The organism is Microbacterium ureisolvens, assembly GCF_015278315.1.
In the GTDB taxonomy this organism is placed as follows: domain Bacteria; phylum Actinomycetota; class Actinomycetes; order Actinomycetales; family Microbacteriaceae; genus Microbacterium; species Microbacterium ureisolvens.
The window spans coordinates 164102-180790 of record NZ_JADIJE010000002.1; the positions used below are offsets into that span (position 1 = coordinate 164102).

Genomic DNA, 16689 nt, shown 5'->3' on the forward strand with positions numbered 1-16689 from the left:
CCAGACGAAAAGGACGGCCCCCACCGGATGGTGGGGGCCGTCCTTTTGCGGTGATGCGTCAGCTCGCAGTGTTCTTGCGGCGCCTCCGGACCACGACGAACGCCGCTCCCGCGATCAGCAGGAGTGCGCCGCCCACCGCGAGACCCCACGGCAGGTCCGAGCCGGTGGTGGCGAGGGCGCCGGGGCTCACCACGGTGACACCCACCTCGATCGGATCGAGGCCCGCCGACGTGATCACCAGGCGGTGGTCGCCCAGTGCGAGGTCGGACGGGATCGCGACGCTGAAGCTCAGCCGGCCCTGCGCGTCTGCGGCGGGGATGCCGCTGACGACGATCGGGTCGCTGAAGAGCGTCGCCGCGATGGTCTGACCCGGCTCGAGACCCGACAGCGAGACGCGAAGCGTGCCGCCCTGCTCGACGCGACCGGAGCCGACGTCGACCTTCGCCCAGTCGCCGCCGCGCTGCGCGCCGGCTGCCGGCGGGGTGCCGCCGGGGTTGACCGGAACCGGCGGAGTGGTGCCGGAGCCGGTTCCGGGATCGGTGCCCGGGTCGGTGCCGGGGTCGGTGCCCTCGACCGGCGGCTGCGCCCCGATCAGGTACGCGCGGTCCGCCGGCGACGGGGCGACCGGGCCGCCCGCCGCCGCGAAGAAGTCGACCGTCGCCTGCAGGTCGATCTGGCCCGAGTCCTGCACGTTCTCGCCCTCGTCGAAGGTGAAGAAGTTGTCACCACCGGCTGCGAGGAACGAGTTCGTCACCACACGGAACGTGTCGGTGGGTGCGACCTCCTCGCCGTGGTACTGCATCGACACGATGTGCGCGCCGCGCGCGGCCGCCGGGTCGTATTCGAAGGTGAAGCCCTTCGAGACGCCGAGCGCGAGCTTCGGGCGCGACGCGCCGTCGGGCTGCCACTGCTGCTCGAGGATCTCCTCGATCTGCTCGCCGGTCAGGTCGAGCGTGACCAGGGTGTTCCCGAACGGCTGCACGTTCGCCACCTCGCGGTACGACATGGCGCCGTTGTCGTCGCCGAACAGCAGGTCATTGCGCAGACCGCCGGGGTTCATGAACGCGATCTGCGCGTCCTGGCCGCCGTAGCTCGGGTTCTGGCTCGTCGCCCACAGGTAGACGTCGGCCACCGTGTTGCCGAGCGTGGAGTGCACGCCGCGGTCCTCGCTGCCGGTGGCGGTCTTGCCGCGCAGGATGTCGGCGGTGATGGACCCGACCTGCACCTGTCCCTTTTCGATCGCGACCGCGACCGCCGCGTCGACCACGGCCTTGGTCTCCGGCTGCGGGTAGGCGATGTGCTGACCGACCACCGTGTCGTACAGCGACACCGTTCCGCCCGTGATCGATTCGAGCTCGCCGGCATCGGTCAGCTCGATGTCGAGCGTGCCGAGCGCGGTGCCGTACTGGTGCGCCTGGATCACCGGGCGCCCGCCGATCTCGTGCGCGTACCGCTGGTGCGTGTGCGCCGAGACGATGGCGTCGATGTCGTCCGATGCGTTCGCGACCAGGTCGCTGAAGGCGTTCTCCTCCTCGGGCGTGGTGATCGTTTCGATCGCCGCGTCCTCCGCGCCCTCGTGGGCGAGCAGGATGACGACGTCGGCGCCTTCCGCCACGGCATCCGCCGCCGCGTCGTTCGCGGACTCCACGAGGTCGCGGAACTCGATGTCGGCGATGCCGTCCGGGCTGACCATGCCGGCAGTCTGCGTCGTGACGACGCCGACGAAGGCGATGTCCGTGCCGTTCACCGACTTGATCGTGTACGGCTGCAGCGCGTGCTCGTCGGTGCCCTTCGTGAAGACGTTCGCACCGAGGGCGAAGTCGCTCATCGCGTCCGCGTCCTCATCGCCCTCGAAGCTCGGGATGACGTCGTTCACCAGGTCGTCGAAGCCCTGGTCGAACTCGTGGTTGCCGACCGCGCTCGCGTCGAGCCCGGCGGCGCGCAGCGCGTCGATCGTCGGGTCGTCGTCGTCGATGAACGACTCGAAGGCCGAGGCGCCGATGTTGTCGCCCGCGGAGACGAACAGGGTGTTCGGGTTCTGCTGGCGGTACTTCTCGACCGCGCCGCCCAGCACAGCCGCGCCCGCGACCCCGCCGGTCTCCTGCACGAGGCGTCCGTGGAAGTCGTTGATGGTGAGGACGCGGACGTCGGGCTGCGTGGCCGTCAGCTCCTCGACGTCCCACACCGTGGTGGTGCCCGACACCTCGCTGCCCACGACGAGCTGGGGCGTGCCGGTGGACGAGCGCAGCGCCGAGACGAACTGGATGCCCTCCGGGCCGAGGTCGCCCGCGGCCGGAGTCTCGACATCCGCCGCGAAGTCGCGGTTGTTGACGTACGTGACGTACTGCGCCGCCGCCGGGTTCGTGATGTCGTAGACCATCACGCCGCCGACGCGCTCGAGCCCCACGAAGGCGTAGGTCTTGCCGCCGACGACGCCGATCGTGACGTTCTCGGGCTCGGGGCCCTTGTCGTCGCTGCGGTCGTTGCTGTCGTTGTTGTTGTTGCCGGCGTTGAAGACCAGGCCCGGGATCTGCGACGTGATCTGCTCGAAGTCGTCACCCGAATCGAACACCAGGTTGCCCTTGGTGTCCCAGATCGAGAAGGAGCGCCCGCCGTAGGCGTAGAGCTCGCTGTAGCAGTCGGCGCCGGTGGCGATGCCGAGGTCCGTGACGACCTTGAGACGGCCGAGCACGTCGTCCTCCTGGATGTCCGCGATCCCCGAGAGCGGGCCGGTCGCGCAGATCGGGGCGAGGCCGTCCTCGCCGAGATCCTTGATCCGCGCCTCGTCGATGAAGTACGAGGCGGTGTCTTCCTCGCCCCACTCGCGCGCGTCGCCCTCGTTCGCGGTGATGAGGTAGGTCGCGGTCTTGCCGTCGACCGTCGCCGAGAACGACTGAATGCCGTCGGGCATGTAGAGACCCTTGAGGCCCGGGTAGGTCGCGATGCTGACCGTGGGGGCATCCTCGGGGTCGCGGTCGCTCGCGTCGAGGCCGTTGCCCGGTGCGCCGTAATCCTTGTAGCCGAGCGGCAGGATGGAGGTGACCTCCGGCTTGGTGAGGTCGATGACGGCGATGGCGTTGGCCTCCTGCAGCGCCGCGTAGGCGATGGTGCCGTCGACCGTGATGTACTCGGCCTCGAGGTTGCGGCTCACCCGGTTGGTGCCGAGCGGCTTGCTGCCCTGGTCGGGAGCGGCCACGTCGGGACCGAACACGCGCACCCGGGGATCGAGCACCTTCGTGCCGCCCGCTTCGAAGGCGCCGAAGCCCGCGGTCTTCACGGCGCTCTGCGCCGGCGCGCTCACGGTGGCGGGCAGGGTCACCACGCTCACCGAGCCCTCGGGGTCGACGGATAAGTCGTCGGCGGGCTCGCCCTCGTTCGCGACCACCGCGTACTTGCCGTCCTTCGACACGGTGACCATGTCGGGGAGCGCGCCCACGGCGACCGTGCCGAGGGTCGCGGCGTCGACCGAGTCCTGGTCGGCGTCGAAGAAGACGAGGTGGCCGGGGTCGGTCTTGGTCTCGGCCTCGAAGGCCACGACGCCGAGGCCGTCGTCGCGGATCGCGAGCGAGTTGGCCACACCGCTCGAGGCGATCGAGAACAGCTCGGTGGGGTCGGCGGGGTCGGTGTTGTCGAGCACGACGACCGTGCCGGCCTGCGCGTTGACGACGAAGAGCCGGTCGCGGTAGGCCTGGACGATCTCGGCCGCCGACTCCCCGAAGGCGTCGGACTCGAAGGTGCCCAACGGCGTGAGCCGAAGCGCGGCGTTGGGAGCGGAGTCGCTGAGCGGATCGGCGACGATGGCGGCGGATGCCGCGGTGCTGCTCGTCAGCGCCAGCGCGCAGACGGTCGCGGCCGTCGCGGTGAACGCGACAGCGCGGCGAAGAAGATGCGAAGGCATGCGTGTCCTCGGTCGGGGTTGCGGGTGTGACGCGGCGCGCGGCGGGGCGCAGACGGGTCGCCGCGAGCTTTCCCGGTGAAGGTGACGCGATCGTGAACGGCGGGCGAGCAATCAGGAATCCGGACGCCCGAAGAGATACATGGAAGTCCTAGTATCATGGGTGTGTGACGAAGCCGTCACCCTGACTCACCGGAGAGCTCCATGGACGCCACCACTGTCCCCGTGCTCGCTCCCGCCGCCATCAGCGACGACGAGCGCGCAGCCATCCTCGAAGCGGTCCGCGACTTCGCGCAGACCGAGCTCGCACCCCACGCACTGGAATGGGATGCGGCATCCGTCTTCCCCAGAGACACGCTGCGCCGCGGCGGCGAACTCGGTCTCGGCGGCATCTACATCCGCGAGGACGTCGGCGGCTCCGGACTCTCGCGCGCGGACGCGGTCGCGATCTTCGAGGAGCTCGCCCAGGGCGACCCCGCCATCGCCGCCTACATCTCGATCCACAACATGGTCGCGTGGATGATCGACAGCTACGGCGACGACACCCAGCGTCAGCAGTGGCTCCCGCTCCTGACGTCGATGGCCGGCTTCGGCAGCTACTGCCTCACCGAGCCGGGCGCGGGATCCGACGCCGCGGCGATCACGACGAGCGCCATCCGCGACGGCGACGAGTTCGTGCTGACCGGGGTCAAGCAATTCATCTCCGGCGGGGGCGAGGCATCCGTCTACATCGTCATGGCCCGCACCGACGCCGACGCCGGCGCGCGCGGGATCACCGCGTTCCTCGTCCCGGCCGACACCCCGGGGCTCTCCTTCGGAGCGATCGAGCACAAGATGGGCTGGAACGCACAGCCCACGCGCCAGGTGATCCTCGACGAGGTGCGCATCCCCGCCGCGAACGTCCTCGGCACCGAGGGCCAGGGCTTCAAGATCGCGATGTCGGCGCTCGACGGCGGCCGCATCAACATCGCCGCGTGCTCGCTCGGCGGCGCGCAGTGGGCGCTCGACCGCGCAGTCACCTACGTGCACGAGCGCTTCACGTTCGGGGAGCCGCTCGCCGAGAAGCAGGCCGTCGTGTTCGCCCTCGCCGACATGGCCACCGAGCTGCGGGCAGCGCGCGCCCTCGTCCGTGACGCCGCCGCGGCGCTGGATGCGAAGTCCTCCGACGCGTCGATGCAGTGCGCCATGGCCAAGCGCTTCGCGACCGACGCCGGCTTCTCGGTCGCGAACCAGGCGCTGCAGCTGCACGGCGGCTACGGCTACCTCCACGAGTACGGGATCGAGAAGGTGGTGCGCGATCTGCGCGTTCATCAGATCCTTGAGGGGACCAACGAGATCATGCGCGTGATCATCGGCCGCCAGCTGCTCGCCGGCTGACCCGCGCACACGGACGAGGGGTTTCCGCATGACGAAGATCGCATTCCTGGGCCTGGGCCACATGGGCCTGCCCATGGCGAAGAACCTGTCCGCCGCCGGTCACGAGGTGGTGGGCTTCGACGTCTTCCCCGCTGCGGTGGACGGCGCTCGCGAGGCCGGTCTCGTCGTGGCGGAGTCGGGGACGGATGCCGCAACCGCCGCCGACGTCGTCATCACGATGTTCCAGACCGGGACGCAGGTGCTCGACGCGTACCGGGGCGCCGGCGGGGCACCGGGACTCCTCGACGTGGCCGCACCGGGTGCCCTGTTCATCGACTGCTCCACGATCGCGGTCGACGAGGCACGGGCGGCACACGCGCTCGCCGAGGCCGCCCGCCACCGCTCGCTCGACGCGCCCGTCTCGGGCGGGGTCGTCGGAGCCGAGAACGCGACGCTCGCCTTCATGGTCGGGGGCACCGACGAGGACTTCGAGGCCGCCCGTGCGCTCCTCGAGGCGATGGGCCGCCGTGTGGTGCACTGCGGCGGAGCCGGGCTCGGCCAGGCCGCGAAGGTCTGCAACAACATGATCCTCGCGGTGTCGCAGATCGCCGTCGCCGAGGCGTTCGTGCTGGGGGAGCGGCTCGGGCTGTCGCATCAGGCGCTCTTCGACGTCGCCTCGAATGCCTCGGGCCAGTGCTGGGCGCTCACCACCAATTGCCCCGTGCCCGGGCCCGTGCCCACCAGCCCCGCCAACCGGGACTACCAGCCGGGCTTCGCGGGCGCGCTCATGAACAAGGACCTCGGTCTCGCCGAGCAGGCCGTCCAGCTCACCGGCGTCGACGCCCGCATGGGCATGCTCGCCCGCGAGATCTACGCGCACTTCGCCGACGGGCCGGGGGCGGGGCAGGACTTCTCGGGGATCATCAACTCGATCCGGGAGTTCTCCGACTGACCCGCGGCCCCGGGCCATCGGGACCGCACGACAGCACCTTGCGGCGGGAGGGCACGGTGCTCTCGTGCGTTCTCGCCGCATCTACCATCGAAGAGGCCGCGCCGAGGCGGCCGGGACGGAGCACGCATGACCGAGCACCAGACGGCCGAGGGCCAGGCCACCGAGTACGAGACGATCCTCGCCGAGACGCGGGGACGCGTCGGATGGATCACCCTCAACCGGCCCGAGGCGCTCAACGCGCTCAACACCCAGGTGTGCCGCGATGTCGTGGCCGCGGCATCCGTCTTCGACGCCGATGAGGAGATCGGCGCGATCGTCGTCACCGGCTCCGAGCGCGCCTTCGCCGCGGGCGCCGACATCAAGGAGATGGAGTCCAAGACGGGGCTCGAGATGCTGATGGGCGACCACTTCGGCGGCTGGGCCCAGTTCGCGGCGGTGCGCACGCCGGTGATCGCCGCGGTGTCGGGCTACGCCCTCGGCGGCGGCTGCGAGCTCGCGATGATGTGCGACATCATCCTCGCCGCCGACACCGCGAAGTTCGGGCAGCCCGAGATCAACCTCGGCGTGATCCCCGGCATGGGCGGCTCGCAGCGTCTCATCCGGGCGGTCGGGTACTACAAGGCCGCCGAGCTCATCCTCACGGGACGGATGATGGATGCCGCGGAGGCCGAGCGTTCCGGACTCGTCTCGCGCGTCGTGCCCGCCGCCGACCTGCTCGCCGAGGCGCAGAAGACGGCCGACACGATCGCGTCGAAGAGCCTGCCGTCTCTGTACGCGGCCAAGGCCGTGCTGGACGCCGCCCAGGAGACCTCGCTCGCGGAGGGCCTGCGCCTGGAGCGGCACGTGTTCGCGAGCCTCTTCGACACCCAGGACCAGAAGGAGGGCATGGCCGCCTTCCGCGAGAAGCGCGCCCCCGAGTTCACGGGACGCTGAGCCATCGGGGCCGGGCCCGCCGGCCCGGATGTCAGAGGGGGTCGGGCTGGGGGCGCGGCTCGGTGAAGTCGCCGGAGTCCTTGCGGAACCGCGCGATGATGCGCACGAGCTCCGTCGTATCGGCATCGGTCAGCCCGGGCGACTCGAACACCTCGGTGTTGAGGGCGACGGTGGCCCGCTCCACGAGCTCGCGGCCGGAGTCGGTGAGCACGAGCATCGCCGCCCGCCCGTCGGCCGGATGCGGCTCCCGGGATACCAGCCCGTCGCGGGCCAGACGGTCGACGGTGTTCGTGACGCTCGTGGGGTGCACCTGCAGGCGGGCGATGGCGCTGGCCATCGGCATCCGTCCCTCCCGTGTGAAGCCGAGCAGGCGCAGCATCTCGTACCGCGCGAACGAGAGGCCGAAGGGCTTGAGGGTCGAGTCGATGCGCGCGAACAGCAGCTGCTGCGCGCGGATGATCGACGTGACCGCGGTCATGCCCGCAGCGGCCGGCTCCCAGCCATGGGCGATCCACTGGCGCTTGGCTTCGGCGATCGGGTCGACCGGAAGACGCTTGGGTGCTGCCATGACGACCTCCTCGATCCACCGTACCGGTCCGGGGGCGGACAGACGGACGACGGATGCCGCGAAACGGAGTTTATGTATACACACAGGCGGTCAGAGGTCGGTCACGCTCGGTTCATGTCGCGGGATTGGGTACATTGCGCTGCGCGCCATAGACTCGTGGCCAGCGTGAGGAGATCGTCATGAAGATCGTCGTCCTGGTCAAGGAAGTCCCGGATACCTACGGGGATCGCAAGCTGTCGCTCGAGACCGGGCTGGCCGATCGCGGTGCGAGCGAGACCGTGCTCGACGAGATCGGCGAGCGTGCGCTCGAGGTGGCGCTGTCGTACGCCGACAAGAACGCGGGCACCGAGGTCGTCGTGCTCTCGATGGCCCCCGAGTCGGCGTCCGCGACGGTGCGCAAGGGCCTCGCGATGGGCGCGGCGTCGGCGGTGCAGGTCGTCGACGAGGGTCTGCTCGGAGCCGACATGGGCCTCACGGCCGAGGTGCTCGCCGCGACGCTGCAGCGCACCGGGTTCGACCTCGTGATCGCGGGCAACCAGTCCACCGACGGCGTCGGCGGCGTGCTGCCGGCGATGGTGGCCGAGATCCTCGATGTGCCGTCGGCGACCTACCTGAGCTCGGTCGAGATCCGCGAGGGGGAGGTGCTCGGCACGCGGGCCTCCGACGGGGCGACCCAGCAGGTGACGGCGGCGCTTCCGGCGGTGATCTCGATCACCGAGGCGCTGCCCGACGCGCGCTTCCCCAACTTCAAGGGCATCATGGCGGCCAAGAAGAAGCCGTTCGAGACCCTGTCGCTCGCCGAGCTCGAGATCGACCCGCACGACCCCGATGCGGCTCGGTCGATCGTGATCGCGCTCAGTGAGAAGCCGCCGCGCGAAGCCGGCGTCAAGATCGTCGACGAGGGCGACGCGGGCGAGAAGCTCGCGGACTTCCTCATCCAGAACCGGCTCGCGTGAGGATGCGTGTGTGATGACTTTTGCCGATGACTCGATCCTCGTCCTCCTCGACACGACCCCGTCGGGCGGCCTCGCCAAGTCGGCGGCCGAGCTGCTCGGAGCGGCGTCCTCGGTGGGCACGCCGGTCGCGCTGATCGTGGGCGACGCTGCGCTGGCGACGGATGCCGCGGCCCTCGGCGCCGCGACCGTTCTGGTCGCCGCGCCCGGCGAGGGGCTGAACGTCCCCACGGTCGACGCGCTGACCTCGGCGGCCGACCAGGTGCGGCCGGACGCGATCCTGGTGTCGCACTCGATCGAGGGTCGCGAGGTCGCCGGTCGCTACGCGGCGCGCACCCGCTCGGGTCTTGCGATCGACGCCGTCGGCGTCTCGCGGGACGCGGAGGGCGTGGTCGCCCAGCACTCGGTCTACGGCGGCGCCTACAACGTCGAATCCGCCGTCACATGGGGTGCGCCGGTCATCACGATCCGCCAGGGGTCGGTCGACGCCCGCGCCGAGGCGGTCGCGAGCCCCGAGGTCGAGCAGCTCGAGGTGCGCGCCTCGGGCAGGCGCGCGGCGACGATCACGTCGGTCGACGAGGCCGTGGTCTCGTCGTCCCGCCCGGAGCTGCGCGGTGCGACGAAGGTCGTGTCGGGTGGGCGGGGCCTGGGCTCGGGCGACAAGTTCGCCCTCGTCGAGCAGCTCGCCGACGCGCTGGGCGCCGCCATCGGCGCCTCCCGAGCCGCGGTGGACGCCGGCTACGTGCCCTACTCGTATCAGGTCGGCCAGACCGGCGTCTCGGTCTCGCCGCAGCTGTACGTCGCGCTCGGCATCTCGGGCGCGATCCAGCACAAGGCCGGCATGCAGACCGCGAAGACGATCGTCGCGATCAACAAAGACGCCGACGCCCCGATCTTCGAGATCGCCGATTTCGGCGTCGTGGGCGACCTGTTCCAGGTGGTGCCGCAGCTGATCGCCGCGCTCGAGGCGAAGAAGGCGTAACCCGCATGGCGACGTACGGTTCTGCGGTGCGGCGCGGTCTGCCGCGCGTGCCCGGCGGCGACCCGTGGCCGCCAGCCGGGGCCGCGCCCGTGCCGAACGGCGACGGCCCGGTGGTCGCTGCGGCGTCGGCCGCTGCCGCCGTTGAGGCCGACCGCGCCACTTCTCTGCGACCGCTGCAGCAATCGGAGCCGCAGTCGCAGGAAACTGCCGCAGTCGCGACCCCGGTCGCTGGCGCGACCCCGGCGGCTGAGGTCGCCCCGGCGGCTGAGGTCGCCGGAACTGCGGGCGCTGGCGCCGGGACAGCGGGCCGGGCGATCCGCCGGGGACTGCCTCGCGTGCCCGGCGGAGAGCCGTGGCCCCCGGCATCCGCTCTCCCCTCCACCGCCGCAGCAGCCGACGCTCAGTCGGCGCAACACGCGGGAACGGATGCTGCGACCCCGCGTGTCGTGACCACCGAAGCGGTCGCTCCCACTCCGCCGGACCGCCCAGCCGACGTTCAGTCGGCGCAACATGCGCGAACGGATGCCCCGACCCCGCGTGTCGCGACCAGTCAGCCGGCGGCCGGCGAGGGTGCGAAGCCGCTGCGACGTGGCCTGCCCCGAGTAGCCGGAGGCGAGCCCTGGCCCCCCGCCGGCTTCGCACCGGCCGCGACCGCGGCGATCGCCGACACCACCGAGGTCGTGCCCGCCGCCGCGACGGTGACGGATGCCGCATCCGCGCCGATCACCGAGACGCCGGCGGCGGCGCCGGCAGAGGTGGCGGCATCCGTCGTCCCCTCCGCGCCGGCCGCACCGGCCGTGCCGGCCACGGCGACCGGCGTGCCGCTGTCAAAGCCGTTGCCGTTCACCCGCACGGTGTGGGCGGGTGCCGGTGCTGCCGCTGCCCGGCCGACCCCGGCAGAGCCGAAGCGGATCGGCCCCTTCACCCGCCTGCAGTGGGCCGGCGCGGTGATCGTCGGCGGTGCCGGGCTTTTGATCGCGGCAGGCATGGCGGTCGCCCTGGTGCGCTGGCTGCTGTCGACGTCGTGGGGCGTCGACTTCCTCGCCGCGTATCCGGGCGAGTACCACCTGCCCGAGGGGGCGCCGGTCGGCCTGCCGGCGTGGCTGGGGTGGCAGCACTTCTTCAACGTGTTCCTGATGGTGCTGATCATCCGCACCGGTCTGCAGGTGCGCACCGAGAAGCGGCCTTCCGTTTTCTGGTCGCCGCGCAACAACAACCGGCGCAAGATCAGCCTGAACCTGTGGTTCCACCAGTCGCTCGACATCCTGTGGCTGGTGAACGGCGTCGTCTTCGTCGTGCTGCTGTTCGTGACCGGGCAGTGGATGAGGATCGTGCCGACATCGTGGGAGGTGTTCCCCAACGCCGTCTCGGCGGCACTCCAGTACGTCTCCCTGGACTGGCCCACCGAGAACGGCTGGGTGAACTACAACTCGCTGCAGCAGCTCGCGTACTTCGCGACCGTGTTCCTCGCCGCGCCGCTGGCCGCGATCACCGGTGTACGCATGTCCGGCGTGTGGCCGAAGAACGCCGCCGGCCTCAACAAGGCGTACCCGGTGGAGTGGGCGCGCGCCGTGCACTTCCCGGTGATGCTCTACTTCGTGGTCTTCATCGCCGTGCACGTATTCCTCGTGTTCGCGACCGGAGCGCTGCGCAACCTCAACCACATGTACGCCGCGCAGGGCTCGACAGATCCGAACGCCTACGCCGACAACTGGACCGGCTTCTGGTTCTTCGTCGCCTCGCTGGTCGTCATCGCGGCGGCCTGGGTCGCCGCAAGGCCGCTCGTGCTGGCGCCCATCGCGCGCCTGTTCGGCAAGGTCTCGGGGCGCTGAGCCCGGGCGTCCGGGGGCGGCCTCACGGCTCCACGACGATGCCGGCGAGCTCGGCGAGGGCGGGAGCCATGAGCTGCAGCTGGTCGGGCGAGATCGTCGCGCCGCGGAGGCCGTCCAGCCCGATCACCTGACCGACGTCTGCGCCGCGCAGGTCGACGTCGGCCAGCCGTGCCCCGCTCGCGTTGAGGGCGGCGATGCGCGTCGATGCGAACGCGACGCGTCTGGCCGAGGCATCCATCAGGTCGATCTCGTCGATCGTGCAGTCCTCGAACGCCACGTCGAGCAGTTCCGCCGCGCGCAGGTTCACGTAGCCGAGCTTGCAGCGGACGAAACGGATGCCGCGCCACTCGCCGTCGTAGGCCTCGACCGATCCGAATCTGCTGTCGCGAAGCTCCACATCCCGCCAGCCGCCCCGTGCGGCCGAGACCGCCGGCACGTTCGCACCCGAGAAGACCGACTCGACGACGCGGGCGCCACGCAGCGTCCAGGCGCCCAGGACCAGGCCCTCGAAACGGCAGGCTTCGACGGTGTCGCCCACGTCGAGCTCCCAGGAATCGCGCTCGATGCCCGCGTACGCGACGCCGTCGAGACGGCCGGCATCCAGGGTCGCCCCGTCGCCGGGCTCGAGGGAGCCGAGGGCGGACTCGTCGAAGTCGAACGAAGGCTGCTGCGTCCCCTGGGTCTTTCGGGATCTGGCGGCTGCTGACATCGACGCCACCCTAGCGCGCCTCGAATCCCGGAGATCGCTTGCGCAGGGCAACCAGGGGTGGGGGATAACCCGAAGAGAAGACTCCGGATGGCTCAGGCGCGCTCGGCGCGGCACGCGCCTACCGTAAGTGGCATGACCTCTCCGGACTCTCCCTCCGTCCGCCCGGTGACCCGGCCGGCGCAGGTGGCAGGCGCCATCGCGCAGCTCGCCGCCCTCGGCGTCATCGGCGCGGCGGCCTTCTCGCTCCTGTTCTCTCTCCTGGGCCTCGGCATCGGCCTGCTGTTCGTGATCGGCATCGGCCTGATCGTCCTCTTCGCGCTCGTCTACGTGCTCTTCGCGCTCGGGTGGCTCGAGACCCAGCGGGTCGACGGGCTGTACCGGTTCGGCCTCCCGCCGGTTCGTCCGCGCTCGAGCGGGCGCCCCGGTTTCGGCGGCTTCCTTCGAACGGTGTGGATGCAGGCGATCGACCCGGTCACCTGGCGCGCCATCGCGAATCTCGCGATCGCGACGATCCTCGGCTGGGTGGTCGTGGCGCTCGCCGGCCTGCTCGCCTCGGGAGCCGTGCTCGCCTTCGCTCCGCTGTTCGCCGACGCGAGCGCGGTGCGCCTCGCCCGCACCGGCATCGAGGTGCCGATCTCATGGGCCGTGCCGGTGGGCATCATCGCCGTGCTCGTCTCGGCCGCCGGAATGATCGGGCTCGGCGTGCTCCACGGCATCATCGCGCGGGCCATCATGGTGCCCTCGCGTGAGGCGCAGCTGGCCGAGGCCGCTCGCACCTCCAGCCGCCAGCACGCCGGCGCGGTGCGCGCCGCCGACGTCGAGCGCACGCGCATCGAGCGCGACCTCCACGACGGCGTGCAGCCGCGACTGGTGTCGGTGGGTATGACGCTCGGGCTCGCGCAGCAGAAGATCGACGCCGACCCCGACGCCGCAAAGGCGCTCATCACCGAGGCCCACACCTCGACGAAGGCGGCCATCACGGAGCTGCGGCAGCTGGCCCGCGGCATCCACACGTCCGTGCTCGACGATCGGGGCCTCGACGCGGCGCTGTCGGCGCTCGTCGCCCGCTCGGTCGTGCCCGTTCACATGGACGTGCGACTCGACGGACGCTGCAGCCGCGAGACCGAAGCGGCCGCCTACTTCGCCATCGCCGAGGCGCTGACCAACGCGGCCAAGCACTCGCGGGCCACCGAGGTGCGGCTCGTCGTGCGACTGCGCGAACCGGGCGTCCTGTGGGCGCGGATCGAAGACAACGGTGTGGGCGGCGCCCGCGTGATCCCCGGCGGCGGTCTCGACGGCATCGTCAACCGCGTCCTGGCCGCGCGCGGCGAGGCCCGCATCGACAGCCCCGCCGGCGGGCCGACGAGCGTGGAGGTGAGCATCCCGTGCGCATCCTGATCTGCGAGGACTCGGCACTCCTGCGCGCCGGACTGGTGCGCGTGCTGGAGGACGCCGGGCACGTGGTGGTCGCCGCCCTGCCGGACGCCTCGCACCTCGACGCGACCGTCGATGACACGGCCCCGCAGCTGTGCATCCTGGACGTGCGGCTGCCGCCGAGCTGGACCGACGAGGGCGTCCGCGCGGCGCTCTCGCTCCGGGCGCGGCTCCCCGAGCTCGCGGTGCTCGTGCTGTCGCAGTACGTCGAGGAGCGCTACGCCGCCGACCTCATCTCGTCCAGCGGGGGCGCGCTCGGCTACCTCCTCAAGGACCGGGTGGCCGACGTCGCCGACTTCCTCGAAGCCATCGAGCGGATCGCGGCCGGGGCCACCGTCCTCGACCCCGAGGTGGTCGCGCAGCTGCTCAGCCGGCGCACGCGCGACGACCGGATGCAGCGGCTCACCGAGCGCGAGGCATCCGTCCTCGCCCTGATCGCGGAGGGGCGCTCCAACCAGGCGATCGCCAAGACGCTCCACGTGACCGAGGGAAGCGTCGAGAAGCACATCACCGCGGTCTTCCAGAAGCTGGATCTCGAACCCGACGAGTCGGGCAACCGCCGCGTGCTGGCGGCCCTCGCCCACCTCGAGCACGGCGGCGCCACGCCGCCCCCCACGACACCGAGCGGCCACGGGCCGCAGACAGGAACGAACCGATGAGCACCACCCTCACTCCTCCTCCGGCCGCTCCCGACCGCACGGCCGAGGCGCCCCGTCCGCCCGCCGGCGGATCGCGCGCCGTGGCGATCGTCGTGATCGTCCTGGGCGGTCTCGTGCTCCTGGGCACGATGATCTCTGCTGCGGTAGGCACCATCGCCTCCGCGTCGGTCCAGACCACGTCCCGTACGCTCGACGCCGCGGGCGTCGACGAGCTCACCGTGGACGCTTCCGCCGGCACGCTGCGCGTCGAGTTCGGCGACGTGTCGGAGGCCGAGCTCCAGGTCACCGGCTCGTGGGGCGCCGTCGACTGGCGCTTCGAGCGCCACGGCGACACCCTCGAGGTCTCCTCGCCCGACCGGTTCGGCTGGTTCGGCTGGCGCGGATGGTTCGGCGGTCAGGCGACGGATGCCGTCCTCCTGCTGCCGTCGTCGCTCGAGGGCCTCGACGCAGACGTGTCGCTCGCTGCCGGCGAGTTCGTCACGGAAGGCGAGTTCGGCATCCTGGACCTGTCGCTGGCTGCCGGTTCGTTCGACGTCTCGGGCGCGGCCGAGTCGCTCACGGCGGACGTCAGCGCCGGCCGCGGCACGATCGAGCTCGCCGACGTGAGCGCAGCCGACCTGCAGGTCAGCGCGGGGTCGCTCGACGCGACGCTGACCGGCGCCCAGCCCGACACGGTCCAGCTCGACGTCAGTGCCGGATCGCTGCGCGTGACGGTCCCCGAGGGCGAGTACGACGTGACCTCGGACGTCTCGGCGGGCGGCTTCGACAACCGCATCGGCTCGACCCCGGGCGCCTCGAGCACGGTCCAGGTGCAGGTCTCGGCCGGGGAGGCGGTGCTCTCCGCCGGGCGCTGACCTGCTCCGCCTCTCGTCGAAGCCTCTCCTCCTCGAACCGTCCGCCCGGGTACGCCTGGGCGGGCGGTTCCGTCGCTCAGGGAGCGGTGCGGGCGGTGAGTGCGGGAGCGGACGCGGGCGCTACGGACCCGACGAGAACGCCTCGTGCTCCGAGTCGCGGCCCTTCGCCAGGCCGGCGGCGAATCCCTCGGCGTACGCCTCGTCGGCGCCCAGGCGGAACATGTCGCGCTCCAGCGGCCGCACGATCGAGCGCGCGCCCGGAAGATCCAGGGCGCCGACCAGATCGGCGCGGCCTCTCACGACCGCGACGGGGCGCCGCGACGCCTTGCCCTTGACGAGGTCGGCGGCCGCGGCGAGCTCGTCGGCGACGCACGGCATTGTGACGACGAGCGGGCGGCCCTCGGCATCCGTGCCCCCGCGCAGGTCTTCGAAGACGTGCACGCCGCCGGCGCCGATCGCGTGATCGGTCTGGCCATCGCGCCAGGCGCGGCCGAGCGTGTCCGACACGATGACGCCGACCTGCACGCCCAGCCGCCCGCGCAGGCCCGACGCGATCGCTCGCGCCGAGGCATCGGGATCGACCGGGAGCAGCAGCACGGTGCCGTCGGGGGTGTTCGAGGCGTCGACCCCGGCTGCGGACGACACCATGCCGAGGCGGTTCTCGACGATGCGGGTCGTGGAGCCGTTCGGGGTGGTGCGCGAGGCGACGACGCGCACGGTCTCGGCGGTGATCGCGTCTTCGCGGTCGTCGGCGACCACGAAGCGGTCCTCGGCCTTCGAGATGATCTTGGAGGTCACCACGAGGATGTCGCCGTCGGCCAGACCGTCGCCCGCCGCGCCGGCGATGACGTCGACGAGGTCTGTGCCCGCCTCGATCTCGGGAATGCCCTCGAGGGGCCAGACGGTGAGCGCGTGAGACGGCATGGGTCCAGTCTTCCGGATTCCGCGGGCATCGAGCGCCAGGCTCGTGCGGCCCCGGAAACGGCGAGAGGGCGCGCCCGGCGAACCGGACACGCCCTCCTGCGGCGGGCTCGTCAGCGCACGAAGCGCACCTCGGTGAGCGTCTCGCCGAGGAAGGGTTCGGTGTGCGTCGCACCGTCGAGCGTGAAGCCGTTGCGCGTGTAGAAGCGGTGCGCGCGGGGGTTGTCGTCGGCGACCCAGAGGTAGAGGCCTTCGGCCTGCTCGACGACGCTGTCGAAGAGCTTCTGGCCGATGCCGGTGCCGTGGTACGCGTCCAGCAGGTAGATGAAGTACAGCTCGCGGAAACGCGGGGCGTCCTTGTCGCGGGCGGGACCGGAACCGGCGAATCCGACGATCTCCCCGTTCACGAGCGCGGCGAACATCTTGAACTCGGGACCCTGGACTGCCCAGTGGGTCCAGAGCTCGGCGAGCCGCTTGGGCGAGACTGCCTCGAGGGCGGCCTTGCTGATGAGATGGTCGTACGTCTCGTGCCAGGCGGTCGCGTGGACGCGCCCGAGGGCCTCGGCGTCGACGTCGCGCACCGGACGGACGACGATGTCGGTCTGGGTTTCGGCTTCCATGGGCCAGACTCTACGCGGCCG

14 protein-coding genes are annotated in these 16689 nt (G+C 71.4%); 9 read left to right on the forward strand and 5 right to left on the reverse strand.

From position 1 onward, the window contains the following. Positions 1-58: 58 nt before the first annotated feature. On the reverse strand, positions 59-3898 hold the full coding sequence (locus IM767_RS03110) for a choice-of-anchor I family protein (protein ID WP_109208999.1): 3840 nt from the start codon (positions 3896-3898) through the stop codon (positions 59-61). Positions 3899-4099: 201 nt separating this feature from the next. Here IM767_RS03110 and IM767_RS03115 point away from each other — a divergent pair, with 201 nt between their 5' ends. From IM767_RS03115 to IM767_RS03125, 3 genes are all read left to right on the forward strand, one after another. Then, positions 4100-5272 (forward strand): acyl-CoA dehydrogenase family protein, encoded by a 1173-nt coding sequence (locus IM767_RS03115; RefSeq protein WP_109209000.1) that lies wholly within the window; start codon positions 4100-4102, stop codon positions 5270-5272. Between the two features lie 28 nt (positions 5273-5300). Continuing rightward, the gene (mmsB, locus tag IM767_RS03120) at positions 5301-6203 is read left to right on the forward strand and encodes a 3-hydroxyisobutyrate dehydrogenase (RefSeq protein WP_109209001.1); all 903 of its coding nucleotides are present in this window, start codon (positions 5301-5303) and stop codon (positions 6201-6203) included. Between the two features lie 126 nt (positions 6204-6329). Next, entirely contained in the window at positions 6330-7136 is an 807-nt protein-coding gene (locus IM767_RS03125) for an enoyl-CoA hydratase (protein ID WP_109209002.1), read from the forward strand. Between the two features lie 31 nt (positions 7137-7167). On the opposite strand, the gene IM767_RS03130 is transcribed toward IM767_RS03125, so the two are convergent. Then, positions 7168-7704, reverse strand: coding sequence for a MarR family winged helix-turn-helix transcriptional regulator (locus tag IM767_RS03130; protein ID WP_109209003.1), 537 nt, complete (start codon positions 7702-7704; stop codon positions 7168-7170). A 179-nt stretch (positions 7705-7883) separates the two neighbouring features. On the opposite strand from IM767_RS03130, the gene IM767_RS03135 reads away from it, so the two are divergent. From IM767_RS03135 to IM767_RS03145, 3 genes are all read left to right on the forward strand, one after another. Continuing rightward, positions 7884-8660 carry an electron transfer flavoprotein subunit beta/FixA family protein gene (locus IM767_RS03135; RefSeq protein ID WP_109209004.1) on the forward strand — a complete coding sequence of 259 codons (777 nt, stop codon included), beginning with the start codon at positions 7884-7886 and terminating at the stop codon, positions 8658-8660. Between the two features lie 13 nt (positions 8661-8673). After that, positions 8674-9639: an electron transfer flavoprotein subunit alpha/FixB family protein gene (locus IM767_RS03140; RefSeq protein WP_194398794.1), complete on the forward strand. Its 966-nt coding sequence runs from the start codon at positions 8674-8676 to the stop codon at positions 9637-9639. A 446-nt stretch (positions 9640-10085) separates the two neighbouring features. Next, complete coding sequence (locus tag IM767_RS03145; RefSeq protein ID WP_239453143.1) at positions 10086-11471, forward strand: cytochrome b/b6 domain-containing protein; 1386 nt, start codon at positions 10086-10088, stop codon at positions 11469-11471. A gap of 22 nt (positions 11472-11493) precedes the next feature. Here IM767_RS03145 and IM767_RS03150 read toward each other — a convergent pair whose 3' ends face one another. Continuing rightward, positions 11494-12180, reverse strand: coding sequence for a pentapeptide repeat-containing protein (locus tag IM767_RS03150; RefSeq protein WP_109209168.1), 687 nt, complete (start codon positions 12178-12180; stop codon positions 11494-11496). 132 nt (positions 12181-12312) lie between these two features. On the opposite strand from IM767_RS03150, the gene IM767_RS03155 reads away from it, so the two are divergent. Genes IM767_RS03155 through IM767_RS03165 form a run of 3 tightly spaced genes read left to right on the forward strand, consistent with a single transcriptional unit; the run spans position 12313 to position 15127 of the window. After that, positions 12313-13578, forward strand: a complete 1266-nt coding sequence (locus IM767_RS03155) for a sensor histidine kinase (RefSeq protein ID WP_109209007.1) — start codon at positions 12313-12315, stop codon at positions 13576-13578. After that, positions 13566-14273 (forward strand): LuxR C-terminal-related transcriptional regulator, encoded by a 708-nt coding sequence (locus IM767_RS03160; protein ID WP_109209008.1) that lies wholly within the window; start codon positions 13566-13568, stop codon positions 14271-14273. Before IM767_RS03155 ends, IM767_RS03160 begins: the two co-directional genes overlap by 13 nt. Continuing rightward, complete coding sequence (locus IM767_RS03165; RefSeq protein ID WP_109209009.1) at positions 14270-15127, forward strand: DUF4097 family beta strand repeat-containing protein; 858 nt, start codon at positions 14270-14272, stop codon at positions 15125-15127. Before IM767_RS03160 ends, IM767_RS03165 begins: the two co-directional genes overlap by 4 nt. A 120-nt stretch (positions 15128-15247) precedes the next feature. Here the strand turns inward: IM767_RS03165 and cofE are convergent, their stop codons facing one another. Together cofE and IM767_RS03175 are read right to left on the reverse strand one after the other, a co-directional pair. Then, complete coding sequence (gene cofE / locus IM767_RS03170) at positions 15248-16051, reverse strand: coenzyme F420-0:L-glutamate ligase (protein WP_109209010.1); 804 nt, start codon at positions 16049-16051, stop codon at positions 15248-15250. Between the two features lie 110 nt (positions 16052-16161). Continuing rightward, positions 16162-16668 (reverse strand): GNAT family N-acetyltransferase, encoded by a 507-nt coding sequence (locus tag IM767_RS03175; protein WP_109209011.1) that lies wholly within the window; start codon positions 16666-16668, stop codon positions 16162-16164. Positions 16669-16689: the final 21 nt, after the last annotated feature.

Excerpts from the sequence above, each read along its gene's own strand:
- IM767_RS03155 (WP_109209007.1), top strand. The coding sequence starts at position 12,313 with ATGACCTCTCCGGACTCTCCCTCCGTCCGCCCGGTGACCCGGCCGGCG.
- mmsB (WP_109209001.1), top strand. The coding sequence starts at position 5,301 with ATGACGAAGATCGCATTCCTGGGCCTGGGCCACATGGGCCTGCCCATG.
- IM767_RS03135 (WP_109209004.1), top strand. The coding sequence starts at position 7,884 with ATGAAGATCGTCGTCCTGGTCAAGGAAGTCCCGGATACCTACGGGGAT.
- IM767_RS03150 (WP_109209168.1), bottom strand. The coding sequence starts at position 12,180 with ATGTCAGCAGCCGCCAGATCCCGAAAGACCCAGGGGACGCAGCAGCCT.
- IM767_RS03125 (WP_109209002.1), top strand. The coding sequence starts at position 6,330 with ATGACCGAGCACCAGACGGCCGAGGGCCAGGCCACCGAGTACGAGACG.
- IM767_RS03115 (WP_109209000.1), top strand. The coding sequence starts at position 4,100 with ATGGACGCCACCACTGTCCCCGTGCTCGCTCCCGCCGCCATCAGCGAC.
- IM767_RS03140 (WP_194398794.1), top strand. The coding sequence starts at position 8,674 with ATGACTTTTGCCGATGACTCGATCCTCGTCCTCCTCGACACGACCCCG.
- IM767_RS03110 (WP_109208999.1), bottom strand. The coding sequence starts at position 3,898 with ATGCCTTCGCATCTTCTTCGCCGCGCTGTCGCGTTCACCGCGACGGCC.
- cofE (WP_109209010.1), bottom strand. The coding sequence starts at position 16,051 with ATGCCGTCTCACGCGCTCACCGTCTGGCCCCTCGAGGGCATTCCCGAG.
- IM767_RS03175 (WP_109209011.1), bottom strand. The coding sequence starts at position 16,668 with ATGGAAGCCGAAACCCAGACCGACATCGTCGTCCGTCCGGTGCGCGAC.
- IM767_RS03165 (WP_109209009.1), top strand. The coding sequence starts at position 14,270 with ATGAGCACCACCCTCACTCCTCCTCCGGCCGCTCCCGACCGCACGGCC.
- IM767_RS03130 (WP_109209003.1), bottom strand. The coding sequence starts at position 7,704 with ATGGCAGCACCCAAGCGTCTTCCGGTCGACCCGATCGCCGAAGCCAAG.